Raw genomic sequence first — 26,000 nt, 5'->3', positions numbered from 1 at the left:
TGCTCTGACTAGGAATCGCACATGGCTGGCGAGAAGATACATCTGACCGGGGAAAAGGGGACGTTGCTGTTGACGCTCTACGGCAAGGCTCTGGAGAGCAGGTTGCCGGATACGCTGCTCGGGGATCATTTCGCCGACGAGGCGGTGCGCAAGATCGACTACGATTTCTCCAGGCTCAAGGTCGACACCAATCTCGGCGTCGGCCTGGCGATCAGGGCAAAGACGCTGGATGTCCATGTTCAGGACTTTCTCGCCAGAAATCCCGACTCCATCGTGTTGCATCTGGGATGCGGGCTCGATACGCGCATATTTCGTGTCGATCCGCCACAGGGTGTGGACTGGTTTGATGTCGACTACCCTGAAGTCATCGAGCTCAGACGCAAGCTGTACCCGTCCCGGGCCCATTGCCATCTGATCGCCTCGTCGGTGACCGAACCGGATTGGCTGGCCTCGGTGCCGCGCAATCGCCCGGCCATCGTGGTGGCGGAAGGCCTGACGCCCTATCTCCCTGCCAACGAGGGACCACGCCTGTTTGCGCGGCTGGTCTCACATCTTGCCAGTGGCGAACTGATGTTCGACGCCTACAGCCGTTTTGGCCTGAAGCTGCTTCGCCTCAATCCGGCCATCAAGGCGACGGGTGCCCAGGTGTATTGGGCGATCGACGATCCGCACGACCTAGAACTGGCCATCCCAAAGCTACGGTTCGTCGATGACATCTCGGCCTACAAGCCTGAACACGCCGCCCGCATGGGCTGGGTCGCGAAGCTGTTCGTCCGCCTTTGGAGACACATTCCAGCCCTGCGCAAGGTCGGCAGGCTGTTGCGCTACCGGTTCTAGACTCAGCGCGTCTTGGCGGTCGCCAGCGCCCGCGAAAAGGCAGTGGCGAAGGTCTCGCGATCGTCGGGATTGAGGAAACCGCCGATCGGCACGTTCTGTCCCTGTGCTTCCACTGTCATCCTGGTGATGCCGATCTCGGCGTGACGGGCGACCGAAAACCGCGCCCAGAACGGGTTGAAGCGATGCGCTTCCGATTTTCCGGATGGCGCGGTCTTGCGGATGTCGAGGCTGGTGCGCGAGACCGACACCTCCTCGCGGGCCCGCGCGGCACGATAGTTGGCGCGGAAAGCGATGTAGACGGCGACCACGTCGAGGCCGAGGAAGCCGAACACCGGCCAGGCGCCACGCGACAGGAAAAAGGCGCCTGTCACCAGCCAGCCGAACAGCAGCGCGCCCATCAGCAAGGCAAAGCCGGTTTTGCCCAGGGACCGGTGCGGGATCAGCAGCGCCTGAAAGAATGGCTCGTCGGCCTGAAATGAGGCGTTTGTGTCGCTCATGGCGGGATATTATAGGAAGGAAATGGCGAGCCCCAAGTCCAAAGAATCATCCATGCCCAAAAATGAGCTGTTGCCCGGCCGGCGCGACGGGTCGAACGCCAAGCCGCGTCCGCGGCCGGTGCGGCGTTCGTCGCGCTACAGCGCGGCCGAAGTGCACGAGATCTTCCGGCGTTTTGCCGTCCAGCGGCCTGAGCCGAAGGGCGAGCTCGAACATGTCAACGCCTTCACATTGCTGGTGGCGGTGGTGCTGTCGGCGCAGGCGACCGATGCCGGCGTCAACAAGGCGACGCGGGCGCTGTTCAAGGCCGCCGATACACCGCAAAAGATGCTGGCGCTGGGTGAAGCCAAGGTTGGCGACCATATCAGAACCATCGGGCTGTGGCGCAACAAGGCCAAGAACGTGATGGCGCTGTCGCAGGCGCTGATCCGCGACCATGGCGGCGATGTGCCTGACGACCGGGATCAACTGGTCAAGCTGCCGGGAGTCGGGCGCAAGACAGCCAATGTCGTGCTCAACATGGCCTTCGGCCAGCACACGATGGCGGTCGACACCCACATCTTCCGCATCGGCAACCGGCTCGGGCTGGCGCCCGGCAAGACTCCGGAACAGGTCGAGCAGGGACTGTTGAAGATCATCCCGGACGAATACTTGCGCCACGCGCATCACTGGCTGATCCTGCATGGCCGCTATGTCTGCAAGGCGCGCAAGCCTGATTGCCCGGCCTGCGTCATTGCCGACATCTGCAAGGCGCAGGAGAAGACGACCAGCATTCCGGCGCCGCTGGTGCCGATCGCTCCGCTTGAAACGGTTGCCGCCGGCGATCAGTAGCCGTAGCCGCGTGCCATCGCCGCGGCGAAGACCGGGATCAGCAGGAAGATGAACGCCTCGGCGCGGACATAGGTCTTGACGGATGCAAGCTCGGCTGCCGGCACCAGGAACGAGGGATTGGCGCCTGCCTGCCTGTTCCAGGAGATGAAGCGGACGGTCGGGATGATCGACAGCAGGCCGACGATGCCAAACGCCGCCATCTTGGCCCAGAACACCCAGTTGTAGACGTAGAATTCCCAACCCTTGAGGCCATAGAAGACGCGGCCGATCCCGACGATGATGATCAGCGCGGCGATGATCCCATAATGACGGTCGATGCCGGCGAGCCGCTTGAGCGTGGCGGCGGCCAGGTCGCCGCGGATCAGCACGAATTCGGCGCCGATGATCCCTGCTAGCGAAAACACCAGCAGATGGTGGACGATGGCAAGCACGAGATCGGTGGTGTCCATGCTTTTTCCTTGGGTTTGACGGCACAAGCCCGTGCCTGAAAGGATTGCACTTGCAGATGCTGAATCAGCCTGTCGCGAAAATAGCATCGTCGCGCCGAATTCCCATAGCGGAGCTTGAGACCATGTTGCCCGCATGGGTGCCCGTCGTATTTGTGGCGCGGCTTAGCGCGATTTTCTCGCCTGGAAGATGACATGCCATGCCTTGGCCCTTGTCTGGCCCGGGCAATTTGCTACGCGCCGGGTGGATAAGCGAGGCAATCCCATGAACAATCCGCGAGCGACCATCGCCCCTGTGATCGAGACGCAGCGAACCATCCTGCGGGCACACCGGCTGGGAGATTTCGACGCCTATGCCGTGATGTGGACCGATCCCGTGGTCACCCGTTTCATCGGCGGCAAGCCGCGCACGCGCGAAGAAAGCTGGATGCGCTTCCTGCGTCATGCCGGCCTGTGGTCGTTGCTCGGCTACGGTTTTTGGGCGATCGAGGAGAAGGCGACGGGCCGTTTCATCGGCGAGGCCGGGTTCCACGACCTGAAGCGCGATATGCAGCCGTCGATCGAGGGCATTCCCGAGGCCGGCTGGGCGCTCGCTCCGGCCATTCATGGCGCAGGCTTCGCCACCGAGGTGGTTGGCCGCGTCCTGGCATGGGGCGAAGAGACTTTCGGGTCCGCGAGGACCGTTTGCATCATCGATCCGGAAAACGCCGCGTCGCTGAACGTTGCGACGAAGTGCGGCTACCGGGAAGTGATGCGGACCACCTACCACGACGCCCCGACCATTCTGCTGGAGCGGCTGCCCTGAGCGGCGTCATCGACTGGAGATCCCCGCGCTGCCAAGCAAAGATGGCAGTGCGCCTGTCGCCAGCAATGGCGACGACGCGGGCCGTGCCAAGAACCGCCCTGTGGTTTTGGTCAAATTGAACTGACGCAGCTCCGGCTGCAGCGCCTTCGACCCCGCTACGACACAGCCTCCGCGGCGAGGCTCGCCTGCTCGAGCATGGAGGCGTCCTCGCCGAAGGCGCGGGTGGCGCGCGCCGCCGCCTCGAGCAGCGGGCGTTTCATGCGCTGAAGGAACGCGGCGTCGACGCGTGAGCTGGGGCCTGCCAGCGTCAAGGCGCCGAGCAGGGCCCGGCCCGGACCGAACACCGGCGCCGACACGCCCGCCGTCTCTGGGTCGCGGTCGCCGACGGCGAGACAGTTGCAGGTCTTGCGGATGGTCTCGTAGGGTTCGCCCTGCTGGCCGGAAAACGCCGCAAGCACGCGCCCACCCGATCCAGCCAGCAGAGGCAGCACGTCGCCTTCGCGTATCGTGTAGCGGATCGGGTGCTTGGATTCGACGCGGTAGAGACAGGTGCGGACGTCGCCCGAACGAACATAGAAGGCAACGCTCTCCCAGCTTCGCTCAGATAGGTCGCGCATGATCGGCAACAGGATGTCGATCGCCACCACCGAACGCTGATAGAGCGCGCCGAGTCGGAAAGTGGCGGGTCCTACACGGTAGCGGCCATCGTCCAGGCGCTCGAGCAACTGCCCGCGCAACAGGGAATGCGCAAGCCGCAGGATGGTGCTCTTGTAGAGGCCGGTACGGGCCGCGATTTCGGCCAGGCTGAGCGACCGGTCGGCGGTGGTGAAGGCGTCGAGGATGGCGATCGCCCGATCAAGCGCGGCAACCCCTTCGGTAGCCGCGTGCCGGATGTCTGGATCAGCCGATCTGCTTGATGAGTCCATTGCGGTTCCCAATTCTGAGAAGGTCCTAAGCAGACACCACTGGCTTCGCCAACGCGTCGTCTGCTTAGGTTTCTTTGTTTGCCGCAGGTTCTTGTCGCAAAACCGCGGGACGCTTTTGCGGAACCTGCTTAGCGGGGCCAATGTGTCGCGCTGCCGATGCGTTCTGTCTAGCAGAATATCGTTCCCGTTGACAGAACTCGGTAACATCTGCTTGAACTCGATTACGGGTCTGGATTCAGGCGCGTTTTGGCAGGCACCGGAGGAGGTGTCGTGATCTGGAGGAATCCCATGCTGAACAGACGCAGATTTTTAATGAGCACGGCGGCGGCAGGCGCTGCCGGCTTTGCAGGACTTCATCTCTCTCCCGCTTTCGCCGAAGGCGCGCCGCAGATCCAGATTTTCGTGCCGGCGGCACCTGGCGGCGGCTGGGACCAGACAGGGCGCACGATGGATCAGGTGCTGCGCAGCGAAAAGCTGATCTCCGGTTCGCAGATCACCAATGTCGGCGGCGCCGGCGGCACGGTCGGGCTGCCGCAATTTATCAACCAATGGAACGGCAAAGGCAATTCGCTGATGGTTGCCGGCATGGTTATGGTCGGTGCGATCATCGCCAACAAGGCTGCCAACAATCTGACGCAAGTCACGCCGATCGCGCGCCTTACCGGCGAGTTCGAGGCCTTGGTGGTGCCGGCGGAGTCGCCGTTCAAGACGGCAGCTGATTTCGTCGCCGCACTCAAGGCCGATCCGACAAAGGTTCCTGTCGCTGGCGGCTCGGCCGGCGGTTCGGATCACATCCTGTTTGGGCTGATCGCCAAGACCGTCGGCGTGCCGGCGACAAACCTGTCCTACGTGCCGTTCGCCGGCGGCGGCGAAGCACTGTCGGCGCTGCTCGGCAATCAGGTGGCGGCCGGCATCTCCGGCTTCGGCGAGTTCTCCGAGCAGGTCAAGGCGGGCGCGCTGCGGCTGCTTGCCATCTCGGCCGACAAGCGCCAGGACGGCATCGACGCGCCGACGCTGAAGGAAGCCGGCATCGATGTCGAGCTGTTCAACTGGCGCGGGGTCTTCGCACCTCCCGGAGTTTCCGATGCCGACAAGGCGGCGATGATCACGCTGGTCGAGAGCATGGCCAAGAGCGATGCCTGGGCGACCGAGTGCAAGAACCGCAACTGGACGCAGATCCTGCTCACCGGCGACGATTATGCGAAATTCGTGGCCGAGGACACGGCCCGCATCGAGGCCATCCTGAAAGACCTCGGGCTCGCCTGATCTTCCCAAAAAAAGGGGCGGCGCTCGCCGCCCCTTCTCGCATGGAATGCAAAGCCGGCACTGCGGTGAGGACCGGCCGTGCGGTGCCGGGCATCTTGGCCAGCTATCCTGGCCAGTATTCTTGGGGAGGACAATCATGAGCAGCAGTGACCAGCAGGTGGCGCCGTCGCGCCTTGCCGTGCCGGAATTGTTGATCGGCGTCGGGCTTCTGGCCTGCGCCGGCGCTGTAGCCTGGCAGACGCTGGCGATCCCGGTGTCGCCGCTCTACTCCAAGGTCGGCCCGACCGTCTTTCCCTACCTCACCATGGTCGGTCTTGTGGTGCTTTCCCTCTTGCTCATCCTCGCTGCGCTTCGCGGCGGCTGGCAGCCGGAGGAGGAAAAGGAAACGCCGACCGACTGGAAGGCGATGGGTTTCGTCGTCATCGGCCTCGTCGCCAATCTGCTGCTGATCCAGCCGCTGGGCTTCACGGCGGCATCCGTCATCATGTTCGTTCTGGTCTGCTACGGCTTCGGCAGCAAGCGCACGCTGCGTGACGTAGGGCTCGGCCTGATCCTGGCGCTGGCCGCCTATTTCGGCTTCGCCAGGGCGCTCGGCGTCAACATCGGCGCCGGCTTCATCGAGAACCAGCTGAACACGGTGATCGATGCGATCATCGGCACGTTTGGAGCCTGACGCCATGGAAACGCTCGGCCATCTCGCACACGGCTTCTCGGTAGCCTTCACCCCAGTCAATCTTCTGTGGTGCCTGCTCGGCACCACGCTCGGCACCGCCATCGGCGTGCTGCCCGGTCTCGGGCCGGCGCTGACCATCGCCCTGCTTTTGCCGATCACCTACCAGGTGGCGCCGGAGGCTTCTTTCATCCTGTTCGCCGGCATCTATTACGGCGCCATGTATGGCGGCTCGACAACGTCGATCCTGCTCAACACGCCTGGCGAAAGCGCCACCATCGTCACCGCGCTGGAAGGCAACAAGATGGCGCGGTCCGGCCGCGGCGGGGCGGCACTTGCCACCTCGGCGATCGGTTCCTTCGTCGCGGGCACCATCGGCACCTTGGGCGTCGCCTTCCTGGCGCCCGTGGTGGTCAAATTCGCGCTCGCCTTCGGCCCGGCCGAATATTTCTCGCTGATGGTGTTGGCCTTCATCACGGTTTCGGCGGTGCTCGGCTCCTCGTCCGTGCGCGGCCTCACCAGCCTGTTCGCCGGCTTCGTCATCGGCATGATCGGCGTCGACCTGCAGACCGGCCAGCCGCGCTTTACCTTCGGCATGACCGAACTGCTTGACGGCGTCGACGTCATCATCTGCGCCGTCGGCCTGTTCGCCGTCGGCGAGACACTCTACATGGCTTCGCGCCGCTATGCCGGCAAGGACGAGATCGTGCCGCTGAGGGGCTCGCTCTACATGACAACAGCCGAATGGGCGCGTTCGTGGAAACCCTGGCTGCGCGGTGCGGCGATCGGCTTTCCGATCGGCGCCATGCCGGCAGGCGGCGCCGAAATCCCGACCTTCCTGTCCTACGCAATCGAAAAGAAGCTGTCGAACCACAAGGGGGAATTCGGTACCGTCGGCGCCATCGAAGGCGTCGCCGGCCCCGAAGCCGCCAACAATGCGTCCGCGGCCGGCGTGCTGGTGCCGATGCTGACGCTCGGCCTGCCGACCTCGGCGACGGCGGCGATCATGCTGTCGGCGTTCCAGAGCTATGGCATCAATCCGGGGCCGCTGCTTTTGACGACGCAGGGCGACCTCGTCTGGGGACTGATCGCCAGCCTGTTCATCGCCAACGTCATCCTCGTCATCCTCAACCTGCCGCTGATCGGGCTGTGGGTGCGGCTGTTGAAGATCCCGGCGCCGCAGCTCTATGCCGGCATCCTGGTGTTCGCCACGGTCGGCACCTATGGCATCTCGCAATCGCCTATCGACCTCGTCATCCTCTATTTGCTGGGGGCGGCCGGGTTCCTGATGCGGCGCTTCGATTTCCCGACCGCGCCGGTCATCATCGGCATGATCCTGGGGCCACTCGCCGAAACCCAGTTCCGCCGGGCGATGACCATCTCGAATGGCGACTGGTCGGTGTTCTACAAGCATCCGCTGTCACTGACGCTGCTGACGCTCGCCTTCATCGGCCTGGTCGGGCCGCATATATGGGCCTATGTCGAGCACCGCCGGCGGCGCGGACCGGAGCATGTGCCGGGCGATGCCTGATCGATTTGAGCTGTCATGACCGAATTGCTTTCCGGTATCCGCGTCCTCGACCTGACCAACGTCCTGGCCGGCCCCTATTGTGCCTATCAGCTGGCGCTGCTCGGGGCCGATGTGATCAAGGTCGAGGTCCCGCAAGGCGGCGACCTGGCACGCCAGCTCGGCGGATCGCCAACGCTCAACAGCGCCGGCATGGGCGCCTCGTTCCTGGCGCAGAACGCCGGCAAACGATCGGTGGTGCTGGACCTCAAGAAGCCGGCCGATCGCGAACGCTTCCTCGATCTGGTCGCGAGCGCCGATGCGCTGGTGGAGAACTTCCGCCCCGGCGTGATGGATCGGCTCGGCCTTGGCTACGAGGCGCTCAAGGCGGTCCGCCCCGGCCTTGTCTATTGCGCGATATCCGGTTTTGGCCAGACCGGACCGATGCGTGACAATCCCGCCTATGACCAGATCATCCAGGGCCTGTCGGGGATCATGAGCATCACCGGCACGCCGGAAACGGCGCCGCTGCGGGTCGGCTATCCGGTCGCCGACACGCTTGGGGGGCTGGTCGGCGCGTTCGCTATCGCCTCGGCGCTGGTCCGGCAGAAGACAAGCGGCGAGGGCGCCTTTCTCGACGTCTCGATGCTCGAATGCACGCTCTCGGCGCTCGGCTGGCCGGTCTCCAACTACCTGACGGCAGCGGTCGATCCGCAGCCGATGGGCAATGAGAACATGACAGCGGCGCCGTCCGGCGCCTTTCGCACCGGCGACGGACTGCTCAACATCGCTGCCAACAAGCAGGAGCAGTTCGTGGCGCTGTGCCGGCTGATCGGGCGGGCGGAGCTGGCGGTGGATCCGCGCTTTGCCGAGCGCGAGACGCGCAAGCGCAACCGTGCGGCGCTCAAGGTCGAGATCGAGGACGCCCTGGCGGGCGCGGCGGCGGCAGTCTGGGAAGAGACGCTCAATCGCGCCGGCGTGCCCGCGGGCAGGGTGCTGACGATCCCGCAAGTGCTGGCCGAGCCGCAAGTGCTCGAACGCCAGGTGACCGCGAATTTCGAGGGCGTGCCGGGTATGGACAGGCCGCTAACGGTTCTGCGCGGCGGCTTCATGGTCGATGGCGCGGCACCCCTGCCGACGAAGCCGCCACCGGCGCTGGGCGAGCATATGGACGAGGTTTTCGCCGATCTGCCGCCGCGCGCCAAGGCAAAGGCACGGGCATGAGCACCGAGAAGAAGACGGGCCGTGAGCGCGGCGAGGAATGGTGGAAGACCGATATCATCGAGATGCGGCCCGGTGTCATCCGGCTTCGCGGCTATGAGATCCAGGACCTGATCGGCCGCGTCAGCTTCCCGGCGATGATCTGGCTGATGTTGCGTGGCGAGTTGCCCAGCGAGGACCAGGCGGCGCTGCTCGGCATTGCGCTGGGCGCCGCCGTCGACCATGGGCCGCAAGCGCCGTCGATCGCGATTGCGCGCATGGCTGCAACCTGCGGCGTCGGCATCAACAGCGCCATGGCCTCGGCCATCAACGTGCTCGGCGACGTGCATGGCGGTGCCGGCGAACAGGCGTTGACCTTCTACGGTGACATCGCTGTCGCGCTCGACGGTGGCATGACGCTGAATCAAGCCGTCTCGACGCGGCTCGACCGGTTCTTCGCCGAGGAGAAGGGTTATGTGCCAGGGCTCGGCCACCGTTTCCATCCGGTCGACCCGCGCGCACCGCGCCTGTTCGAGCTGACCCGCGCGTTTGCCGCGCGTGGCGTCGTCAATGGACGCTTCGCCGACATCGCCGAGGCGATCGAGGCGGGAGTCGCCCGGCGCAAAGGGAAAAAGATACCGCTCAACATCGATGGCGCCACCGCCGTCATCTATGGCGAACTCGGCTTTCCGCCGCCGCTGACGCGCGGGCTTTTCGTGCTGTCGCGCTCGGTCGGCATCCTGGCGCATGCCTGGGAACAGTCACAGCAAGTCGAGCGAAACAAAGGACCGCTGCCGCGCGAATGGTTGTGGGTCTATACCGGCGCGCCGGTGCGCCCCTTTCCAGAAGCGGGCGACACGAGCAAGTGAAGTCCAGCCTCAGGCGAGGTCGAGTGGCTCGGGCTTGGCAATCATCAAGTTCGCCACCAGGGTCGAAAGGTCCGGCTCGTCGATGAGCGTGGCCGCATCAGCTGCCGGCAACCAGGCCCGCTGCCGCCGTTTGGCTTCCTGCCAGTCGGCCAGTTCCTCGGTGACCTCCAGCAGATAGACGATGACGTCGACGCGGACGAAGCGGTTGGCCAGCCGTTTCCAGTAGGAGTAGGTGCCCGCCGGCTCCTTCAGCGTCTTGCCGAGCACGCCGGCTTCCTCTCGCGCTTCGATGGTGGCCGCCTTGCGTCCGCTCTTGCCCTTCATCGGCCAGCCCTTGGGGACGATGAAGCGTCTTGTGGTTCGCGAGGTGACCAGCATCACCTCGACATCGCCACGCGCGTTCAGCCGAAACGGAATCGCCGCCACCTGACGGATGCTCTCGCCCTTCTTTGCCTTGCGTACGGCCTTCTTCTTGGTGGCTATCATTCGTGAATCCAGTCGATGCAATGCCGCATAGCGCGACAAGGCGTCGTTGCAAAACCAAAACTTTCTCGTGTGCCGAAAGACACTCCGAACACATAAGTCGGCTAATAAATGAAAACCGCCGGCTTGTCAGCGGCAATTGCTCAAGGCGGTGACGCCGATTATCTGCGTCGTACAGCTTGGCCTGTATTGTGGCACCACCGGCTGCGGCTGCTGGACGATCTGTCGGTCCTGGGCACGATACTGCTGCTGTTGCTGCTGGTAGAGCTGCCGCTGCACCCGGTTCTGCAGGATTTGCAGGTCGTTCTGCCGGATCAGCGCGTTGTTGCCGTTGAGGGAATTGACGGCTTGCGCGGAAGCCGGCAGGCAAGCGCCGGCCAGCACTGCCGTCGCCAGCATTGCCGATGTGAAAACCATCGATGGTCGAAACGCCGACATCCGCTCATTCCCGCGTGAAGAACTCATGGCCTTAATATAGGGCGTCTGTGCGGCTGTGCCATATCTTGGGCCTGATCGAAACAATATCGGTTTGTCGACCGGCGAAGGCCACCTCACGGCGGCGGAGAATCTGCCTGACAACCCCGCATTGCACTTGACGGAGGTCGTCGATTCGCCGCTCTATCGGTCGGCGCCCGTCGTGAGCTGAGTGGCGTCAATGGCGCCGGCCGTCAGCTATGACGGCGCCTCCATCGGCGCGTCTCTCAAGGTCAGCATCCAGCTGGCCCCAGGCGGAGCCGGGCGGGAGGAGTCCTGATGAGGAAGTACGCGTATTTCGTGGCAATGCTGGGTCTAGCCTGCGTCGTCGGTGTGCCGGCCATGGCGGCGCAAACCAAGACCGCGGCGGCGCCGGCCGCCGATGCGCCGCAACTGCCCGGTGGCGCGTCGGCGTTGTCCGAGACCCATGGCGACTGGACGGTCAATTGCCAGATATCAGGCGCGACCAAGACCTGCAGCCTGTCGCATCAGCAATTCAACAAGCAAAACAACCAGCGCCTGCTGGCGATCGAGCTGTCGAGCAAAACCGGCGAGGATGCCGCCGGTACGCTCGCCCTGCCGTTCGGCCTGGCGCTGGCCAAGGGCGTCAGCCTGAGCATCGACGACCAGAAGCTGGATGGCAGCCTGCCATTCAACACCTGCCAGGTCGTCGGCTGCCTGGTGCCGGTGGCGTTCGATGCGACCCTCACTCCGCTGCTGAAGTCAGGCACCACCCTCAAGATCGATGCCTTCGCGGCAGACACCGGACAGGCGGTCACCTTTTCCATTCCGCTCAATGGTTTTGCCGGCGCCCTTGCCCGAACCGCGGAGCTTTTGTCCAATTGACCGCAGGGTCACGCAGAGCCGAATGACCTGAAGCGCGCCGTCGTTCCAGCGCCACCCTCTCAAACGACGGTCGTCTTCAGCCGTTCGGCGATAAGGGCGGCGAGCCGCGCCGCCACCTCGTCCTTGCTCATCTCGGGCCATTCCTCGACGCCGGCCCTGGACACGATCCGCACCCGATTGCGATCACCGCCCATCACGCCCGAAGGACCGATGCCGCTTTCGTGCGACACGTCGTTGGCCACGATGAAATCGGCGCCCTTCTTGCGAAGCTTGGCCTCGGCGTTGCGCAAGAGATCCTGTGTTTCGGCGGCGAAGCCGACCACAAGGCCGGGTCGCTGGCTGTGATGGCCAACCCCGGCGAGAATGTCGGGATTCTCGACCATGCGCAGAACCGGCGGTCCTTCGCCGGCGACCTTCTTGATCTTCTCACCGGCCGAGTTCTCGCTACGCCAGTCGGCAACGGCGGCGACGAACACCGCGGCGTCCGCTGGCAGAAGCTGCTCCACCGCATCGCGCATCTCTTGGGCCCGTTCGATGTGGATGGTCCTAACCCCGGCGGGATCGGCGATGTTGACCGGACCAGAGACGAGGCGGACATCGGCGCCGAGCCTGGCCAGTGCCGCCGCAATGGCGTGGCCCTGCTTGCCGGACGAACGGTTGGCGATATAGCGCACCGGGTCGATCGGCTCATGCGTCGGGCCAGAGGTGACGATGATCCTGCGTCCCAACAGCGGCTTGGGGCTGACATCGAGCAGCGCCTCGATGGCGGCGACAATCTCCAGCGGCTCGGCCATGCGGCCTTCGCCCGCCTCATTGCTTTCGGCCATCTCGCCCCTGGCCGGACCGACAAAAACGACGCCATCCTTCTGTAACGTCGCGCGGTTGCGGCGTGTCGCCGGATGCGCCCACATTCTTGGGTTCATGGCTGGCGCCATCAACACCGGCTTGTCGGTGGCGATCAGCACCGTCGAGGCAAGATCGTTGGCATGGCCGTTGGCAAGCTTGGCCATCAGGTCGGCGGTGGCGGGCGCCACCACCAAGAGGTCGGCCTCGCGCGACAGCCTGATATGGCCGACATCGTGCTCGTCATTGCGGTCGAACAGTTCGGTGAAGACATGGTCGGCGGAGAGCGCGCCCACCGACAGCGTGGTGACGAATTCCTGCCCGGCTGATGTCATGACCACCCGCACCGCGGCGCCTCGCTCGCGCAACCGGCGAATGAGATCGAGCGCTTTGTAGGCCGCGATGCCGCCGCCGATGATGAGCAGGATGCGTTTGCCGGAGAGCCCACGCGGCAAGGCTTTGCCTGCCGGTGCGGCAGCGGGAGTCGTTGCGCCGTGCGAACTGGTCAGCTGGCGGAGGGTTTTCTCGATCTGGTCGATGCGGCCCACAGGACCGATCTGTCCGTCAACGGCGGCCCGGATCATCACCCGCGCCTGCTCTTCCATGGAGCGGTCGTTCTCCGCTGCCAATCGGCGCAGCAGGTCCTTGACCTCATCGTCCAGATTGCGGATCGTAATGCTGGCCATATGATTGCACTCTGCCGCAGTTTCTGAATGCAATGATAGCAATGCAATCAGATCGCCGCAAGTTGCGAGCTCAGCCCGGATGTGACTGGGCGCTATATGAGCTTCCAGGCAATGTAGACCAGCGTCAGTGCGATCACCCACAGCGCCAGGCGGCCGGAGCGGCTGTAACGCGCCTCGGCCTTGCCGATGGCGCGGGCGGTGGTCTCGTCGAAGCGCAGGCCGTGCTCGGCCATCAGGTCGATCTCACGTGACAGCCGATCGGTGCGCGCGGCAAGCTCGGGCGCCTGGCGGGCCAGAGTCAGCAGCGCCTTGGCGCCGTCGCGTGCATCGACCATCATGCCACGCGGGCCGAGATTGCCGGCGATCCAGCCGCTAACCACCGGCTCGGCCGTCTTCCACATGTTGAAGGCCGGGTCGAGCGTGCGCGCCACGCCCTCGACCACCACCATGGTCTTCTGCAGCAGGATCAGTTCCGGCCGCGTCGCCATGTCGAAGAGTTCGGTCACTTCGAACAGCAGCGTCAAAAGCTTGGCCATCGAAATGGTCTCTGCCGGCTGGCCGTGGATCGGTTCGCCGATCGCCCGGATCGCTTGCGCAAAGGCGGCGACATTGTGCTGGCGCGGCACGTAGCCGGCTTCGAAATGCACTTCGGCGACACGCAGGTAGTCGCGGGTGATGAAGCCGTAGAGGATTTCGGCGAGGAAGCGGCGCTCCTTCTTGCCGAGCCTGCCGGCAATGCCGAGATCGACGGCGACGATGGTGCCGTTTGCTTCGACAAACAGATTGCCCGGATGCATGTCGGCGTGGAAGAAGCCGTCGCGCAGTGTGTGGCGCAGGAACGACTGGATGAGGTTGGCGGCGATTGTCTTCAGGTCGTGACCGGCAGCGGCAAGGCCGGCAATGTCGTTCATCTTGACGCCGTCGACCCACTCCATGGTCAGCACGTCGCGGCCGGTGCGCTCCCAGTCGACGGATGGCACGCGAAAACCGGGATCATCCTTGGTGTTTTCGCCGAGTTCCGAAAGCGCGGCCGCCTCGAGGCGGAGGTCCATCTCGATCCTGGTGGTCTGCGCCAACGTCTCGGTGACTTCGACCGGCCGTAGCCGGCGCGACGACGGGATGTACTTCTCCTGCAAGTGGGCGGCGAGGAAATAGCTTTCGAGATCCTGGAAGAAGTGGCGGCGCACGCCCGGCCGGATGACCTTTACAGCGACCTTGGTTGCAGCGCCCCCATGGATGGTTTCGGCAGCGTGGACCTGGGCAATGGAAGCGGCTGCGACCGGGTCGCCGAATTGCGCGTAGAGATCGCCGACCTTGCGCCCGAGCGAAGCCTCGACAGCGGCGATCGCCTCGGCTCTCGGGAAGGTGTGCATCTTGTCCTGCAACATGGCGAGATCGAGCGCCATGTCGTTGCCGACGACGTCTGGGCGTGTCGCCAGGAACTGGCCGAGCTTGACATAGGACGGCCCGAGCCGGACGACTGCCTTCGCCAGCCGGTCGCTGCGCTCGTAGGCCAGCGCGCGGCGGCGGGTGAACAGCCGCGCCAGCCGCCAGCCGAACTTCGGCAGGCCGGACAGTTCCTCGCCCGGCAAGGCGGCGACGACGCCTTCGCGCACCAATACCCAGCCCGCCCGTACGAGCCGAAACCCAGCGCTGACGGTGCTCATGGCCGTGCCCGTCCTACCGGTTCTTCGAACCGGCATGGCGCACGTCGACTGGGAGAAATCCGGTCCAGCCTCAAAGCTTCCAGCCCGAATGAAGTGCCGCAATGCCACCGGAATAGTTGCGGAAGGAGACGCGATCGAAGCCGGCGCGGGAGATCATCGTCGCGAAATTCTGCTGGTTGGGAAACCTGGCAATCGACTCGACCAGATAGGAATAGGGCTCGCCGTCGCCGGTGACCATCTTGCCGATCTTCGGAATGGCGTTGAACGACCAGGCTTCATAGGCCTTGTCGAGCAGCGGCATCTCGACTTCGGAAAATTCGAGGCAGAGGAACCGGCCGCCCGGCTTCAGCACGCGGAACGCTTCACTGAGTGCGACATCGATGCGCGGCACGTTGCGAATGCCGAAAGCGATGGTGTAGGCGTCGAATGTCGCGTCCGCAAAGGGCAGTTCCTCGGCATTGGCCTCGACGAAGTCGGTGTTGCCGGACAGGCCTTTCTTCTCGGCTCGATCGCGGCCGACGGCGAGCATGGAGCCATTGATGTCGAGCACGGTGGCATGGGCATTGCCGTGGCTCGCATCGACGATGCGGAAGGCGATGTCACCGGTGCCACCGGCAACGTCGAGCACGCGCCAGCCCATTCTTTTGGGAGGATTGAGCCAGGTGACCATGGCATCCTTCCACAGCCGGTGCAGGCCGGCCGACATCAGATCGTTCATCAGGTCGTAGCGGTTGGCAACCTTGTGGAAAACATCGTTGACCAGGGACTGCTTGTCGCCAGCCCCTACACGCTTGAAACCATAGGAGGTTTCCATGCCGCCCGCGGCCGTGGTTCTCTCAACTGACATTTTTTTGATCCGTCATAAAACCGGCGGGACCATAGCCGATCGATGGTGCGGGCGCTATTGTTTAAGGCGCGGTGTTCAGCCGCGCTTCCAGGTGTTGGATTTTCAAGACTTGGACTGACCGACGGGATGATTGAATGCCTTTGAAAGCGGAATTGCACTGCCACATTGAAGGGGCAGCGGCGCCTGAACTCGTCATCCGCCAGGCGCAGAAATACGGCAAGGATACCTCGCCCTATATCCAGAACGGTTCATTCGTCTGGCATGATTTCACATCCTTCCTCGCGGCCTACGATTTCTCCGCCGATCTGTTCCGGACGGAGGAGGATTATGCGCGTCTGGCCGACCATTATCTGACCAGCCTCGCCCGCGACGGCGCCATCTATTCCGAGGTGTTCACTTCGCCCGACCACGCCACGAAGGCCGGGCTGTCGCCCAAGGCCTATACCGACGCGCTTGGCGAAGGCATGGCCCGCGCCAAGGCCAAGACCGGCATCGAGGGCCGAATGATCGTCACCGGCGTACGCCATGTCGGCGTCGAGTCGATCGAGCAGGCGGCACGCTTCGCGGCGCGCTGCGGGCATCCGCTGGTCACCGGCTTCGGCGTCGCCGGCGACGAGCGCATCGGCGACATGGAGGACTATGTCAGGGCCTTCGAGATCGCACGCGAGGCCGGGCTCGGCATTACCATCCATGCCGGCGAACTGACAGGCTGGGAGACCGTCAAGGCGGCGCTCGATCACATCCGTCCCTCCCGCATCGGCCATGGCGTGCGCGCCATCGAAAACCCGGACCTTGTCCGGCGCATTGCCGATGAGGGCATCGTGCTGGAGTGCTGCCCCGGCTCCAACATCGCGCTCAAGGTGTTCGACAGTTTTGCCGACCATCCCTTTCCGGCCCTGCAGGCGGCCGGCTGCAAGGTGACGCTCAATTCCGACGACCCACCCTATTTCTGGACCTCGCTGAAGCGCGAATACGATATAGCCGCCGAGCATTTCTCGATGACCGAAAAAGCGCTGACCACCGTCACCAGAACGGCCATCGAGGCCGCTTTCGTCGACCGAAAGACCAAGACCGCGCTTCTTGCCCGCCTCAACGGCGCCTCGCGCTGATTTCTACCGACAAAGCTGTGGTCGGTGCTGGCCAAACGGTTCCTTGGCCGGCGTATTGCCGCTAGGGTTCACTCAAGCAGCTTGAAGCGCGGCGCGTCCGAAAGGGACCATGCGCGCACATTCGGGCGCAGGCATCAGGAGAACACCATGCAGGACGTCACCGTCGTCGACCATCCGCTTGTCCAGCACAAGCTGACCATCATGCGCAAGAAGGAGACCTCGACGGCCGGCTTCCGGCGCCTGCTGCGCGAGATCTCGCTGCTGCTCGGCTATGAGGTGACCCGCAACCTCGAACTGACGACGACGACTATCGAAACGCCGATCGAGACGATGGAGGCGCCGACGCTGGAGGGCAAGAAGCTGGTTTTTGCCTCGGTGCTGCGTGCCGGCAACGGCTTGCTCGAAGGCTTGCTCGACTTGGTGCCGGCGGCCCGCGTCGCCCATATCGGCCTCTACCGCGACCACGAGACGCTGGAAGCGGTCGAATATTTCTTCAAGGCGCCGAGCGACCTCGCCGACCGGCTGGTGATCGTCGTCGATCCGATGCTGGCCACCGCCAATTCGGCGATCGCGGCGATCGACAAGCTGAAAGGGCGTGGCGCCACCAACATCCGCTTCCTTTGCCTACTGGCGGCGCCCGAAGGCATCGAGCGCTTCACCAAGGCGCATCCGGATGTTCCCGTCTTCACCGCTTCGATCGACCGCCAGCTGAATGAGAAGGGATACATCATGCCCGGCCTCGGTGATGCCGGCGACCGCATGTACGGGACCAAGTAGTACCAGGCAAAGTTGCCGGTACGATTTACCAAATGTTTACGCAAAGGCGCGGTTTTGGCGTGCGTTAAAGCGGCAATCACCATCCGGGCTTATGGATCGACCGTCACGAAGGCCGATCCATGCTGCGCAAACTTCTCATCCTTGGCGTTTTCGCCGGCACATCGGCATCGATACCGATCGTGTATCAGTCGAATCCGCAAATCATCGAAAACCTGCTGAGACCGCCGTTGACGGGCAAGGCCGCGGTCGAAGCCCAACCGGACGTCAATCTGGCAGCGGTGCCCAGCAAGCCGGCCACACCGCTGCTGCTTGGCCGCAAGGTCATCGTTACGGCTGACGAGCGCGGACATTTCTCATCGGCCTTCAAGCTCAACGGACGTCAGGTCGACGGCATGATCGACACCGGCGCCACGCTGGTTGCCATCAACACCTCGACGGCACGCAGGATTGGCCTGTCGCTGAACCCTTCCGACTTCAGCCACGAGGTCAGCACCGCCAACGGCTCGATCAAGGCTGCGGTGGCGATGATCGACCGGCTACAGATCGGCAGCATCACGGTCAATGACGTCCAGACCATCGTGCTCGACGACAAGGCACTGCAGACCAATCTGATCGGCATGAGCTTCCTCAATCGGCTTGGCAAATTCCAGGCCGAGAATGGGACGCTGCTGCTCGTTCAATAATCTGCCGCGCGGAAGAATTCGCAATCAGCCGCGTGGAAGAATCCGCCGGATGACCGACTTGTCGGCGGCCGGCTTCGAAGCGCCAATCGCATAGGCCGAAATCACGGCGGCGGCGGCCGCCTCGGCATCGGCCAACGAGCGGGCATGGATCAGCGCCAGCGGCTCGCCAGCCCGAACCTCCGCGCCGACCGGCAGCAGCCTGGTGATGCCGACCGCGTGATCGACCTTGTCGTCCGGCCGCGTGCGTCCGCCTCCCAGGCCAACCACGGCGAGCCCGATATCGCGGGTCGTTATGCCGGTGACGAAGCCGTCTTCGGTCGCCTTGACGGCAAACTCGGTCGCCGCCACAGCCAAGTATTTTTCCGGTTTCTCGATGAAATCGGCGGGACCGCCGAGCGCGGCGACCATGCGCGTAAAAGTGGCGGCGGCGCGGCCGCTGGCAAGCGTCTCAGTGGCGCGCCGCATGCCATCCTGGTTCGACGACACCAGTCCCGCCGATTGCAGCATCTCGGCGGCGAGCGCCAGCGTCACGTCCTCCAGCCGACGATCACGAAGACGGCCTGTCAGGAAGTCGACGGCGTTGCGCACCTCGACCGCGTTGCCGGCGGCCGAGGCCAGCGGCTCGTTCATGCCGGTGATCAACGCCGAGGCCTTCAGGCCGGCACCATTGGCGATCTCGACAAGGCTGTTGGCAAGCGCGGTCGCGTCCCGCGACTTTTCCATGAAGGCACCGTTGCCGACCTTGACGTCGAGCACCAGCGACTGCAGCCCGGCCGCCAGCTTCTTCGACAGGATCGAAGCGGTGATCAGCGGCACCGATTCGACCGTGCCGGTGACATCCCGGATCGCGTAGAGCCGTCGATCTGCCGGCGCGAGGTCCGCGGTCTGGCCGATGATGGCGCAGCCGGTTTCAAGCACGGCCTTGCGAAACAGCGCGATATCGGGCTCGCTGGTATAGCCAGGGATCGCATCCATCTTGTCCAGCGTGCCGCCGGTATGGCCAAGGCCACGGCCGGAGATCATCGGCACATAAGCGCCGCAGGCGGCGACGATTGGCGCCAGCATCAGCGAGACATTGTCGCCGACGCCGCCTGTCGAATGTTTGTCGGTCACCGGGCCGGGCAGGTCCGACCAGTCGAGCACGTCACCGGAATCGCGCATCGCCAGCGTCAGTGCCACCGCCTCGTCGCGGCTCATGCCGTTGAAGAACACCGCCATGGCGAAGGCGCCGACCTGGCCGTCCGAAACGATCCCTTCGGTGATGCCCTCGACGAAGCCGGCGATCTCCTGCGCCGACAGCTTCAGGCCATCGCGCTTGCGTCGGATGATTTCCTGGGGAAGCATCAGGTCTCCAGCAGTCCGTCGCGGAACACGCGCTGCAGGATCGTTGCCAGCCGCGCGCCGCCGATCGGCGCCATGTCCTTGGTCTCCTGGTGCGAGAGCTCGGCCCCGGTCATGCCGGCCGCCAAATTGGTGATGACCGAGCAGGCGGCGACCCGAAGTCCGAGGAAGCGGGCAAGAATGACCTCCGGCACGGTCGACATGCCGACCGCATTGGCGCCCATGATGCGCGCCATGCGGATTTCGGCGGGCGTTTCGAAGCACGGGCCTGAGAACCACATGTAGACGCCCTTGTGAAGTGCTGTGCCGGTTGCCTTCGCCGCCCGTTCGATCGCCTTGCGGATGCCGGCATCATAGGCTTCGGTCAGGCCGACGAAGCGGTTGTCGCTGGGCTCGCCGATCAGCGGATTGGTGCCCGAGAAATTGATGTGGTCCGATATCAGCATCACCGAGCCCGGCGGCATGTCGGGATCGACCGAACCGGCGGCATTAGTGAGGATCAGCTTGGTGATGCCGATACCTGCAAGCACTTCCAGCGCGGGCCGCATCGCGGCCGCGTTGCCGTGCTCGTAGTAATGGGCGCGGCCGGACAGCATCAGCACCGGCACGCCGGCAAACAGCCCCGCCACCACTTGGCCAGCATGGCCGGAGACGCCACTTCTGGGAAAGCCCGGCAGGTCGGCGTAGGAAATGCGGATCGGATCCTCGATCTGGTCGACCAGCCCGCCCAGGCCTGAACCCAGCACCAGTGCGGCCGACGGCGCCAGGCCGTCGAGCCTTTCGACGAGATGGTCGAGCGCCTTTTCCTTCATCGCAGCCAACTCTTCATTTCAGCCAGTTCTTCGGTCAACCAGGTCTTCATTTCAGAATGTCGCCGCGGAAACCGTAGGGCAGCATCTCGCCCATGGTCACGGTCTCGGCCACGCCGGCATTGTCGCAGAGATAGAGTTTTGTTTCCGGCCGGCAAAATTCGGCCAGCCGCTGGCGGCAGCCGCCGCAAGGCGAGCATTTCGCCATGCGCTCGGCAAGGACGGCGATTTCCACGATCTTGCCACCGCCACCCATGATGTAGTGGCCAAGCGCGGTGGTCTCGGCGCACCAGCCTTCCGGATAGGAGGCAATTTCGATGTTGGCGCCGGCAAAGACGCGCCCGTCCTCGGTGCGCAAGGCGGCGCCGACCGGGAACTTCGAATAGGGCGCATAGGCCTTGGCCATGGCAGCTTTGGCCGCTTCGAACAGATCATGCGACATTGGTTCGTTCTCTCCGACGATCGTGTCCAAAACCCGGCGCCTACGCCGGGCAGCGCTTCGACCTCAGCGTTCCTTCACGTAAGGCACGCCGCCGGCGCGCGGCGGGATCGCCTTGCCGATGAACCCAGCGAGCAGGATGACCGTGAGGATATAGGGCAGCGCCTGCATGAACTGCACCGGTACCTTGCCGATGATGGGCAGCGGCGAGCCTTGCAGGCGGATCGCCGCCGCATCGAGGAAGCCGAACAAGAGGCAGGCGAACATGGCGTTGACCGGCTTCCACTTGGCGAAGATGAGCGCGGCAAGCGCGATGTAGCCCTTGCCGGCGGTCATGTCCTTCACGAAGCCGCCATTCTGCACCATCGACAGATAGGCACCGGCGATGCCGGTCAGCACGCCGGTGCAGATCAGCGCCCGGTAGCGCAGCCAGGCGACCGAGATACCGGCGGTGTCGACGGCGGCCGGGTTCTCGCCGACGGCGCGCAGCCTGAGGCCGAAGCGGGTGCGAAACAGCACCCACCAGGTGAACGGCACCATCAGGAAAGCGAGATAGACCAGGATCGAGTGGCCCGACAGAAGCTCGGCATAGATCGGTCCGATGATCGGCACGTCGTGGATGGCGTCGGCACCCGGCCAGGTGATGGCCTCGAAGCGCTCGCCCGGTTGCAACGCCGGCGTGCGCCCGCCTTGCTGGAACCACGCCTGGCCGAGGATGATGGTCGATCCGGCGGCGATGAAATTGATCGCCACGCCAGAGACGATCTGGTTGCCGCGGTGGGTGATCGAGGCAAAGCCGTGGACCATGGCAAAGGCGACGGAGATCAGGATGGCCATGCCGAGGCCGAGAAAGGCCGAATGGAACACGGAAGCGGCCGCGGCACCGGCGAAGGCCCCGACCAGCATCTTGCCTTCGAGGCCGATGTCGAAGATGCCGGCGCGTTCCGAATAGAGCCCGGCAAGGCAAGCGAGCAGCAGCGGGACCGAGAGGCGGATGGTCGAGTCCAATGTCTGGACGATTGCGTTGAACACATCCATCTCAGGCACCCTTCCCCTTGACCGCTTCCATGCCGACCGATCGCGGACTGAACGAGGCGAACAGCGCCTGGATGTAAGGCCTGAACATGTGCTCGAGCGCACCGGCGAACAGGATGACTAGGCCCTGGATGATGACGATCATGTCGCGGCTGATCGCCGGCATCTCGAAGGCAAGCTCGGCGCCGCCCTGGTAGAGCATGCCGAACAGGATCGCCGCCAGCACGATGCCGACCGGGTGCAGGCGGCCCATCAGCGCCACGGCGATGCCGACGAAACCGGCGCCACTGACAAAGTCGATCGCGACATTGTGCTGGTCGCCCATCACGGGGTTAAGCGCCATCATGCCGGCCAGCGCGCCGGAGATCATCATGGCGGTGATGATGATGCGGGTTTCCGAAATACCGGCATAGCGTGCCGCCTTCGGGCTGTGACCGTAGGTGCGCATCTCGTAGCCAAGCTTGGTGCGCCAGATCAGCAGCCAGACCAGGAAGGCCATGATCAGCGCCAGCAGGAAGCAAACATTGAGCGGTGCCGAGCGGATCTTGGCGCCGAACAGTTCGATGATCCAGTTGAGCTTCGGCAGTTCCGCGCCGGCGAGGAAGTTGCGCGTCTGCGGCGCTTGCGACCCTGCCGGCTTCAAGGGGCCGACCAGCAGGTAAACCATGATCGAAGCGGCGATGAAGTTGAACATGATGGTGGTGATGACGATGTGCGAGCCGCGCTTGGCCTGCAGGTAGGCGGGGATAAGCGCCCACAACGCGCCCACGACCGACGAAGCGACGATGGCCAGCGGAAATGTCAGCCACCATGGCAGCACGCTGTCGAAGGAAAGACAGACGACGGCGATACCGAGGCCGGCGATGTAGGCCTGTCCCTCGGTGCCGATGTTGAACAGGCCGCAATGCGCAGCCACTGCCACCGAAAGCCCGGTAAAAATGAACGTGGTGGCATAGAAGAGGGTGAAGGCAATGCCTGTGCCCTTGCCGAAGGCGCCTTCGACCAGAATGACGGCGGCACGGAACGGGTTCTCGCCGACCAGAAGCACGACGAAGCCGGCGACGACGAAGGCAACGAACAGATTGATCAGCGGGATCAGGCCGTAGTCGGCCCAGGCCGGCAATTTGGCGTAAGGCGTGCTCATTGGGCGGCCTCCTGATGCTCGACACCAGCCATCAGCAGGCCGAGTTCGCCTTCGGTCGCTTCTGGGCCGCGCTCGCCGACGATGCGGCCGGCAAACATCACCAGGATGCGGTCGGAGAGCGAACGGATCTCGTCCAGTTCGACCGAGACCACCAGCACCGCCTTGCCCTGGTCGCGCATGGCGATCAGGCGCTTGTGGATGAATTCGATGGCGCCGACATCGACGCCGCGTGTCGGCTGACCGACGATGAGAACACCCGGGTCCTGTTCCATTTCCCGCGCCAGCACGATCTTCTGCTGGTTGCCGCCGGAGAAGTTGGCGGTCTTCAGCCGGCAGTCGGCCGGCCGGATGTCGTATTTGGCGATCTTGTCCTTGGCATCGTTGCGGATGGCATCGATGTTGAGGAACGGCCCTTTCAAATACCGAGGGTCGTCGTGATAGCCGAGGATGGAATTCTCGTTCTCCTCGAATGCCAGCACCAGCCCGACGTGATGGCGGTCCTCCGGCACGTGGGCGAGGCCGCGGTCGCGCAATTCGCCCGGATCGGCGGCACCCGTCAGGTCGATCGGCTTGCCGTCGAGCATGACCGAGCCGGAAACGGCGTGCCGGATGCCGGAAATCGCCTCGAGCAGTTCCGATTGCCCGTTGCCGGCGACGCCGGCGATGCCAACGATCTCTCCGGCGCGAATGTCGAAGGAGATGTCGTCGACCATGGTGACGCCGCGCGTATCCTTTACCGTCAGGTTCTTGACCGCGAGCTTGACGGCGCCGGCATCCGCCTCGCCCTTTTCGACCCTGAGCAGGACGCGCCGCCCGACCATCAGCTCGGCCAGTTCCTCGACGGTGGTCTTCTTGGTCTCGCGCGTCGCCACCATCGTACCCTGGCGCATGACCGACACCGTGTCGGTGATGGCCATGATCTCGCGCAATTTGTGGGTGATCAGCACCACCGTCTTGCCCTGTTCCTTCAGCTGCCCGAGGATGCGGAACAGATGGTCGGCCTCGGCCGGGGTCAGCACGCCCGTCGGCTCGTCGAGGATCAGAATCTCGGCGCCGCGATAGAGCGCTTTCAGGATCTCCACACGCTGCTGCAGGCCGACAGGCAGTTCCTCGATGATCGCATCGGGATCGACCTCCAGCCCGTATTCGCGTTCGAGACGCTCGAGTTCGGAGCGCGCCTTGGCGATGCTCCGCTTCAGCAGCGCGTCGCTCTCGGCGCCCAGAATGATGTTTTCCAGCACGGAGAAATTGTCGACCAGCATGAAATGCTGATGCACCATGCCGATGCCGAGCGCGATGGCGTCATTGGGTGTCTTGATCGAGGCCGGCTGGCCGCCGACGCGGATCTCGCCGCTGTCGGCCTGGTAGAACCCATAGAGGATCGACATCAGCGTCGACTTGCCGGCGCCGTTCTCGCCGACAATGCCATGGATGGTGCCGCGTGCGATCTCCAGATTGATGTCGCGGTTGGCGCGCACGGCGCCAAAACTCTTGTTGATGCCAATCAACTCGATTGCGGCTTGCGCCATGCAGCCTGTCCCACTCTTATTTTTTATCGCTTGGTCAAAACGCCTAGCATGACACTCCGCCCGTGCCAATTGGCGGAGCATTGGTCACTCTCGACAAATCCCGGTGTGCTTGTCAATTTCCAACGTGGCCGGGGCCTTCACATTCGCTACTATGGCAAAGGTGAAATTGACATCGCGGCGCAAGGCGTCGCCATGCACTGCGCTGCGAGGCATTATGCTGCCAGACTGGGGACTTTGAATGATCATGCCCGCCGACCGGCTGACGACGCTGGAGATCCGCGCCGCCGAACAGGAGAAGACCATCGAAGAACTGTCCGACCAGATCGCCGAGCAGTGGAAGGTGATCGAGCGCATGCAGCGCAAGCTCGATGCGCTGACCGACCGCTTCCTGGCGCTGGAGGAGCAGGCGGCGCCGGACGTGCCGGTAACCAAGCCGCCGCACTGGTGAGGAAGAAGGGGAGGGGGGAAGTCATGGCCAGTGAAAGCGATCGCGTTGCGCGCGCCGGCGACTATGTGCTCGGCCTGATGAACGATGCGGAACGCGAACGGGCCGAGCGCGACCTGGAGATCGACGCTGCCTTCCGGGACGCGGTCGTGCAACTTGCCGAACGCATGCATGTCTTCGACCGGGCCAAACCGGTTGAAGGCGAAGAGCGTTGGAACCAGATCACGCAGCGCATTGCCGACCTGCCGCAGATGCGCACCTTCGGTCTGGGCGGCAGCGATGCCAAATCACCGACGGTGATCCGAAGCCTGTCGCAGGCGCCGCACGGCATCGGCCTGCACGCGCTCGGTGGCCGGCGCGGATTTGCCGTTGCGGTCGGGCTGATCGTGGCCTTCGCGCTGGGCTACCTGGCGGGCAAGCTATAGGCGAAGTTGGCGCGATATCAGCGCCATCGTTTCGTCATCCTGGCCGAAGATCTCCACCGTATTCCAGCCAAGGGTTGCGTAGAAATCACGCGCATCCCATGCGTAGAGATGGAGCGTCTCGACGCCCAGCGACGCTGCGTGGGCTTCGGTTGCCCTGACCAGTGCGGTGGCGATGCCTTGGCCTCGATGGCGGCTATCGACGACCAGCCCGGCCAACCATGGCGTCAGATCATGCGCGGGCTCGAGTTCGCGGCGAACCAGCAGGCATGTCCCGACCGGCACGTCGCCGATCCGGACCACGAAAGCGGCCTCGAAGCCGTCACCGGCGAGCAGTTCGCGAAGCCCTGCCGCATCCTCTTCAATGGTCCTTCCCGTCCCCTTGAAAAAGGCGGCAAGGCGCAATTGTGCGACCGCTGTTACATCGCACTCCTGCATGGGTTCGATTGTCGGCTGCATTGCTGTCCTGGAATGTTGGCACTGCCGCATCGGGCGAACGCTTGTTCGATCCGGAAAAGGCAAAAACCGCCGGGCTTGCGCCCGGCGGTTTTGCAGATAATGGCTGTAGG

General features: G+C 64.1%; 29 protein-coding genes. 14 read left to right on the top strand and 15 right to left on the bottom strand.

Annotation, left to right across the window (positions count from 1 at the left end; genetic code table 11):
• The first annotated feature begins 21 nt into the window (after positions 1-21).
• Positions 22-837: a class I SAM-dependent methyltransferase gene (locus AC1D2G_RS13230; RefSeq protein WP_477414430.1), complete on the top strand. Its 816-nt coding sequence runs from the start codon at positions 22-24 to the stop codon at positions 835-837.
• A 2-nt stretch (positions 838-839) separates the two neighbouring features.
• Here the strand turns inward: AC1D2G_RS13230 and AC1D2G_RS13225 are convergent, their stop codons facing one another.
• Positions 840-1,334: a DUF2244 domain-containing protein gene (locus AC1D2G_RS13225; RefSeq protein WP_477414428.1), complete on the bottom strand. Its 495-nt coding sequence runs from the start codon at positions 1,332-1,334 to the stop codon at positions 840-842.
• A gap of 22 nt (positions 1,335-1,356) precedes the next feature.
• Between AC1D2G_RS13225 and nth the strand changes: the two genes are divergently transcribed.
• Entirely contained in the window at positions 1,357-2,163 is an 807-nt protein-coding gene (gene nth, locus AC1D2G_RS13220) for an endonuclease III (RefSeq protein ID WP_477414426.1), read from the top strand.
• Here the strand turns inward: nth and AC1D2G_RS13215 are convergent.
• Positions 2,157-2,612, bottom strand: a complete 456-nt coding sequence (locus AC1D2G_RS13215; RefSeq protein WP_477414424.1) for a DUF2214 family protein — start codon at positions 2,610-2,612, stop codon at positions 2,157-2,159. The genes nth and AC1D2G_RS13215 overlap by 7 nt on opposite strands.
• Positions 2,613-2,874: 262 nt before the next feature.
• Between AC1D2G_RS13215 and AC1D2G_RS13210 the strand changes: the two genes are divergently transcribed.
• Positions 2,875-3,414, top strand: a complete 540-nt coding sequence (locus AC1D2G_RS13210; protein WP_477414422.1) for a GNAT family N-acetyltransferase — start codon at positions 2,875-2,877, stop codon at positions 3,412-3,414.
• Positions 3,415-3,569: 155 nt separating this feature from the next.
• Here the strand turns inward: AC1D2G_RS13210 and AC1D2G_RS13205 are convergent, their stop codons facing one another.
• Positions 3,570-4,340: an IclR family transcriptional regulator gene (locus AC1D2G_RS13205; protein ID WP_477414420.1), complete on the bottom strand. Its 771-nt coding sequence runs from the start codon at positions 4,338-4,340 to the stop codon at positions 3,570-3,572.
• A gap of 288 nt (positions 4,341-4,628) precedes the next feature.
• On the opposite strand from AC1D2G_RS13205, the gene AC1D2G_RS13200 reads away from it, so the two are divergent.
• From AC1D2G_RS13200 to AC1D2G_RS13180, 5 genes are all read left to right on the top strand, one after another.
• Complete coding sequence (locus AC1D2G_RS13200; RefSeq protein WP_457150941.1) at positions 4,629-5,606, top strand: Bug family tripartite tricarboxylate transporter substrate binding protein; 978 nt, start codon at positions 4,629-4,631, stop codon at positions 5,604-5,606.
• 136 nt (positions 5,607-5,742) lie between these two features.
• Positions 5,743-6,279, top strand: a complete 537-nt coding sequence (locus AC1D2G_RS13195; RefSeq protein WP_284283708.1) for a tripartite tricarboxylate transporter TctB family protein — start codon at positions 5,743-5,745, stop codon at positions 6,277-6,279.
• Positions 6,280-6,283: 4 nt separating this feature from the next.
• On the top strand, positions 6,284-7,807 hold the full coding sequence (locus AC1D2G_RS13190) for a tripartite tricarboxylate transporter permease (protein WP_477414418.1): 1,524 nt from the start codon (positions 6,284-6,286) through the stop codon (positions 7,805-7,807).
• 15 nt (positions 7,808-7,822) lie between these two features.
• Positions 7,823-9,007 carry a CaiB/BaiF CoA transferase family protein gene (locus tag AC1D2G_RS13185; protein WP_477414416.1) on the top strand — a complete coding sequence of 395 codons (1,185 nt, stop codon included), beginning with the start codon at positions 7,823-7,825 and terminating at the stop codon, positions 9,005-9,007.
• Positions 9,004-9,852 (top strand): citryl-CoA lyase, encoded by an 849-nt coding sequence (locus tag AC1D2G_RS13180; protein ID WP_477414414.1) that lies wholly within the window; start codon positions 9,004-9,006, stop codon positions 9,850-9,852. The genes AC1D2G_RS13185 and AC1D2G_RS13180 overlap by 4 nt, the downstream gene beginning before the upstream one ends.
• Before the next feature lie 9 nt (positions 9,853-9,861).
• Here the strand turns inward: AC1D2G_RS13180 and AC1D2G_RS13175 are convergent, their stop codons facing one another.
• Both AC1D2G_RS13175 and AC1D2G_RS13170 read right to left on the bottom strand, forming a co-directional pair.
• On the bottom strand, positions 9,862-10,338 hold the full coding sequence (locus AC1D2G_RS13175; RefSeq protein ID WP_457150937.1) for an NUDIX hydrolase: 477 nt from the start codon (positions 10,336-10,338) through the stop codon (positions 9,862-9,864).
• 126 nt (positions 10,339-10,464) lie between these two features.
• The gene (locus AC1D2G_RS13170) at positions 10,465-10,773 is read right to left on the bottom strand and encodes a hypothetical protein (RefSeq protein WP_477285709.1); all 309 of its coding nucleotides are present in this window, start codon (positions 10,771-10,773) and stop codon (positions 10,465-10,467) included.
• A gap of 315 nt (positions 10,774-11,088) precedes the next feature.
• On the opposite strand from AC1D2G_RS13170, the gene AC1D2G_RS13165 reads away from it, so the two are divergent.
• Positions 11,089-11,655 (top strand): invasion associated locus B family protein, encoded by a 567-nt coding sequence (locus tag AC1D2G_RS13165; protein WP_477414412.1) that lies wholly within the window; start codon positions 11,089-11,091, stop codon positions 11,653-11,655.
• A gap of 59 nt (positions 11,656-11,714) precedes the next feature.
• On the opposite strand, the gene coaBC is transcribed toward AC1D2G_RS13165, so the two are convergent.
• The 3 genes from coaBC to ubiE all read right to left on the bottom strand — a co-directional run bounded on the left by coaBC (position 11,715) and on the right by ubiE (position 15,698).
• Positions 11,715-13,184 (bottom strand): bifunctional phosphopantothenoylcysteine decarboxylase/phosphopantothenate--cysteine ligase CoaBC, encoded by a 1,470-nt coding sequence (coaBC, locus tag AC1D2G_RS13160; RefSeq protein WP_477414410.1) that lies wholly within the window; start codon positions 13,182-13,184, stop codon positions 11,715-11,717.
• A gap of 92 nt (positions 13,185-13,276) precedes the next feature.
• Complete coding sequence (gene ubiB / locus AC1D2G_RS13155; protein WP_477414408.1) at positions 13,277-14,851, bottom strand: 2-polyprenylphenol 6-hydroxylase; 1,575 nt, start codon at positions 14,849-14,851, stop codon at positions 13,277-13,279.
• Positions 14,852-14,921: 70 nt separating this feature from the next.
• The gene (gene ubiE, locus AC1D2G_RS13150) at positions 14,922-15,698 is read right to left on the bottom strand and encodes a bifunctional demethylmenaquinone methyltransferase/2-methoxy-6-polyprenyl-1,4-benzoquinol methylase UbiE (protein ID WP_111548752.1); all 777 of its coding nucleotides are present in this window, start codon (positions 15,696-15,698) and stop codon (positions 14,922-14,924) included.
• A gap of 134 nt (positions 15,699-15,832) precedes the next feature.
• Here ubiE and AC1D2G_RS13145 point away from each other — a divergent pair, with 134 nt between their 5' ends.
• From AC1D2G_RS13145 to AC1D2G_RS13135, 3 genes are all read left to right on the top strand, one after another.
• Positions 15,833-16,807 carry an adenosine deaminase gene (locus tag AC1D2G_RS13145; protein WP_477414406.1) on the top strand — a complete coding sequence of 325 codons (975 nt, stop codon included), beginning with the start codon at positions 15,833-15,835 and terminating at the stop codon, positions 16,805-16,807.
• A gap of 147 nt (positions 16,808-16,954) precedes the next feature.
• Positions 16,955-17,584 carry a uracil phosphoribosyltransferase gene (gene upp, locus AC1D2G_RS13140; protein WP_477414404.1) on the top strand — a complete coding sequence of 210 codons (630 nt, stop codon included), beginning with the start codon at positions 16,955-16,957 and terminating at the stop codon, positions 17,582-17,584.
• 119 nt (positions 17,585-17,703) lie between these two features.
• On the top strand, positions 17,704-18,267 hold the full coding sequence (locus AC1D2G_RS13135) for a TIGR02281 family clan AA aspartic protease (protein WP_477414402.1): 564 nt from the start codon (positions 17,704-17,706) through the stop codon (positions 18,265-18,267).
• Positions 18,268-18,291: 24 nt separating this feature from the next.
• On the opposite strand, the gene deoA is transcribed toward AC1D2G_RS13135, so the two are convergent.
• The 6 genes from deoA to AC1D2G_RS13105 all read right to left on the bottom strand — a co-directional run bounded on the left by deoA (position 18,292) and on the right by AC1D2G_RS13105 (position 24,564).
• Entirely contained in the window at positions 18,292-19,611 is a 1,320-nt protein-coding gene (gene deoA / locus AC1D2G_RS13130; RefSeq protein WP_477414401.1) for a thymidine phosphorylase, read from the bottom strand.
• Positions 19,611-20,420 (bottom strand): purine-nucleoside phosphorylase, encoded by an 810-nt coding sequence (locus AC1D2G_RS13125; RefSeq protein ID WP_477414399.1) that lies wholly within the window; start codon positions 20,418-20,420, stop codon positions 19,611-19,613. Before AC1D2G_RS13125 ends, deoA begins: the two co-directional genes overlap by 1 nt.
• A gap of 46 nt (positions 20,421-20,466) precedes the next feature.
• Positions 20,467-20,859, bottom strand: coding sequence for a cytidine deaminase (gene cdd, locus AC1D2G_RS13120; RefSeq protein WP_477227933.1), 393 nt, complete (start codon positions 20,857-20,859; stop codon positions 20,467-20,469).
• Positions 20,860-20,922: 63 nt separating this feature from the next.
• A complete protein-coding gene (locus AC1D2G_RS13115) occupies positions 20,923-21,894 on the bottom strand; it encodes an ABC transporter permease (RefSeq protein WP_095084677.1) in 972 nt (323 codons plus the stop codon).
• A 1-nt stretch (position 21,895) separates the two neighbouring features.
• Positions 21,896-23,035, bottom strand: a complete 1,140-nt coding sequence (locus tag AC1D2G_RS13110) for an ABC transporter permease (RefSeq protein WP_477414397.1) — start codon at positions 23,033-23,035, stop codon at positions 21,896-21,898.
• A complete protein-coding gene (locus AC1D2G_RS13105; protein ID WP_477414395.1) occupies positions 23,032-24,564 on the bottom strand; it encodes an ABC transporter ATP-binding protein in 1,533 nt (510 codons plus the stop codon). The genes AC1D2G_RS13110 and AC1D2G_RS13105 overlap by 4 nt, the downstream gene beginning before the upstream one ends.
• A 241-nt stretch (positions 24,565-24,805) precedes the next feature.
• Between AC1D2G_RS13105 and AC1D2G_RS13100 the strand changes: the two genes are divergently transcribed.
• Both AC1D2G_RS13100 and AC1D2G_RS13095 read left to right on the top strand, forming a co-directional pair.
• Positions 24,806-25,012, top strand: coding sequence for a SlyX family protein (locus tag AC1D2G_RS13100; protein WP_477414583.1), 207 nt, complete (start codon positions 24,806-24,808; stop codon positions 25,010-25,012).
• A 23-nt stretch (positions 25,013-25,035) separates the two neighbouring features.
• Positions 25,036-25,434: a hypothetical protein gene (locus tag AC1D2G_RS13095; RefSeq protein WP_477414393.1), complete on the top strand. Its 399-nt coding sequence runs from the start codon at positions 25,036-25,038 to the stop codon at positions 25,432-25,434.
• On the opposite strand, the gene AC1D2G_RS13090 is transcribed toward AC1D2G_RS13095, so the two are convergent.
• Positions 25,429-25,890: a GNAT family N-acetyltransferase gene (locus tag AC1D2G_RS13090; RefSeq protein ID WP_477414391.1), complete on the bottom strand. Its 462-nt coding sequence runs from the start codon at positions 25,888-25,890 to the stop codon at positions 25,429-25,431. The two genes, AC1D2G_RS13095 and AC1D2G_RS13090, sit on opposite strands and share 6 nt — an antisense overlap.
• Positions 25,891-26,000: the final 110 nt, after the last annotated feature.

The organism is Mesorhizobium sp. P2_C7 (genome assembly GCF_056404515.1).
Note: the sequence above shows the minus strand (reverse complement) of the source record. Positions and strands in the feature narration are given on the sequence as shown.

What these genes read in the sequence shown, in the direction of transcription:
- AC1D2G_RS13230 (WP_477414430.1), top strand. Translation starts at nt 22, where the DNA reads ATGGCTGGCGAGAAGATACATCTGACCGGGGAAAAGGGGACGTTGCTG.
- AC1D2G_RS13225 (WP_477414428.1), bottom strand. Translation starts at nt 1,334, where the DNA reads ATGAGCGACACAAACGCCTCATTTCAGGCCGACGAGCCATTCTTTCAG.
- nth (WP_477414426.1), top strand. Translation starts at nt 1,357, where the DNA reads ATGGCGAGCCCCAAGTCCAAAGAATCATCCATGCCCAAAAATGAGCTG.
- AC1D2G_RS13215 (WP_477414424.1), bottom strand. Translation starts at nt 2,612, where the DNA reads ATGGACACCACCGATCTCGTGCTTGCCATCGTCCACCATCTGCTGGTG.
- AC1D2G_RS13210 (WP_477414422.1), top strand. Translation starts at nt 2,875, where the DNA reads ATGAACAATCCGCGAGCGACCATCGCCCCTGTGATCGAGACGCAGCGA.
- AC1D2G_RS13205 (WP_477414420.1), bottom strand. Translation starts at nt 4,340, where the DNA reads ATGGACTCATCAAGCAGATCGGCTGATCCAGACATCCGGCACGCGGCT.
- AC1D2G_RS13200 (WP_457150941.1), top strand. Translation starts at nt 4,629, where the DNA reads ATGCTGAACAGACGCAGATTTTTAATGAGCACGGCGGCGGCAGGCGCT.
- AC1D2G_RS13195 (WP_284283708.1), top strand. Translation starts at nt 5,743, where the DNA reads ATGAGCAGCAGTGACCAGCAGGTGGCGCCGTCGCGCCTTGCCGTGCCG.
- AC1D2G_RS13190 (WP_477414418.1), top strand. Translation starts at nt 6,284, where the DNA reads ATGGAAACGCTCGGCCATCTCGCACACGGCTTCTCGGTAGCCTTCACC.
- AC1D2G_RS13185 (WP_477414416.1), top strand. Translation starts at nt 7,823, where the DNA reads ATGACCGAATTGCTTTCCGGTATCCGCGTCCTCGACCTGACCAACGTC.
- AC1D2G_RS13180 (WP_477414414.1), top strand. Translation starts at nt 9,004, where the DNA reads ATGAGCACCGAGAAGAAGACGGGCCGTGAGCGCGGCGAGGAATGGTGG.
- AC1D2G_RS13175 (WP_457150937.1), bottom strand. Translation starts at nt 10,338, where the DNA reads ATGATAGCCACCAAGAAGAAGGCCGTACGCAAGGCAAAGAAGGGCGAG.
- AC1D2G_RS13170 (WP_477285709.1), bottom strand. Translation starts at nt 10,773, where the DNA reads ATGTCGGCGTTTCGACCATCGATGGTTTTCACATCGGCAATGCTGGCG.
- AC1D2G_RS13165 (WP_477414412.1), top strand. Translation starts at nt 11,089, where the DNA reads ATGAGGAAGTACGCGTATTTCGTGGCAATGCTGGGTCTAGCCTGCGTC.
- coaBC (WP_477414410.1), bottom strand. Translation starts at nt 13,184, where the DNA reads ATGGCCAGCATTACGATCCGCAATCTGGACGATGAGGTCAAGGACCTG.
- ubiB (WP_477414408.1), bottom strand. Translation starts at nt 14,851, where the DNA reads ATGAGCACCGTCAGCGCTGGGTTTCGGCTCGTACGGGCGGGCTGGGTA.
- ubiE (WP_111548752.1), bottom strand. Translation starts at nt 15,698, where the DNA reads ATGTCAGTTGAGAGAACCACGGCCGCGGGCGGCATGGAAACCTCCTAT.
- AC1D2G_RS13145 (WP_477414406.1), top strand. Translation starts at nt 15,833, where the DNA reads ATGCCTTTGAAAGCGGAATTGCACTGCCACATTGAAGGGGCAGCGGCG.
- upp (WP_477414404.1), top strand. Translation starts at nt 16,955, where the DNA reads ATGCAGGACGTCACCGTCGTCGACCATCCGCTTGTCCAGCACAAGCTG.
- AC1D2G_RS13135 (WP_477414402.1), top strand. Translation starts at nt 17,704, where the DNA reads ATGCTGCGCAAACTTCTCATCCTTGGCGTTTTCGCCGGCACATCGGCA.
- deoA (WP_477414401.1), bottom strand. Translation starts at nt 19,611, where the DNA reads ATGCTTCCCCAGGAAATCATCCGACGCAAGCGCGATGGCCTGAAGCTG.
- AC1D2G_RS13125 (WP_477414399.1), bottom strand. Translation starts at nt 20,420, where the DNA reads ATGAAGGAAAAGGCGCTCGACCATCTCGTCGAAAGGCTCGACGGCCTG.
- cdd (WP_477227933.1), bottom strand. Translation starts at nt 20,859, where the DNA reads ATGTCGCATGATCTGTTCGAAGCGGCCAAAGCTGCCATGGCCAAGGCC.
- AC1D2G_RS13115 (WP_095084677.1), bottom strand. Translation starts at nt 21,894, where the DNA reads ATGGATGTGTTCAACGCAATCGTCCAGACATTGGACTCGACCATCCGC.
- AC1D2G_RS13110 (WP_477414397.1), bottom strand. Translation starts at nt 23,035, where the DNA reads ATGAGCACGCCTTACGCCAAATTGCCGGCCTGGGCCGACTACGGCCTG.
- AC1D2G_RS13105 (WP_477414395.1), bottom strand. Translation starts at nt 24,564, where the DNA reads ATGGCGCAAGCCGCAATCGAGTTGATTGGCATCAACAAGAGTTTTGGC.
- AC1D2G_RS13095 (WP_477414393.1), top strand. Translation starts at nt 25,036, where the DNA reads ATGGCCAGTGAAAGCGATCGCGTTGCGCGCGCCGGCGACTATGTGCTC.
- AC1D2G_RS13090 (WP_477414391.1), bottom strand. Translation starts at nt 25,890, where the DNA reads ATGCAGCCGACAATCGAACCCATGCAGGAGTGCGATGTAACAGCGGTC.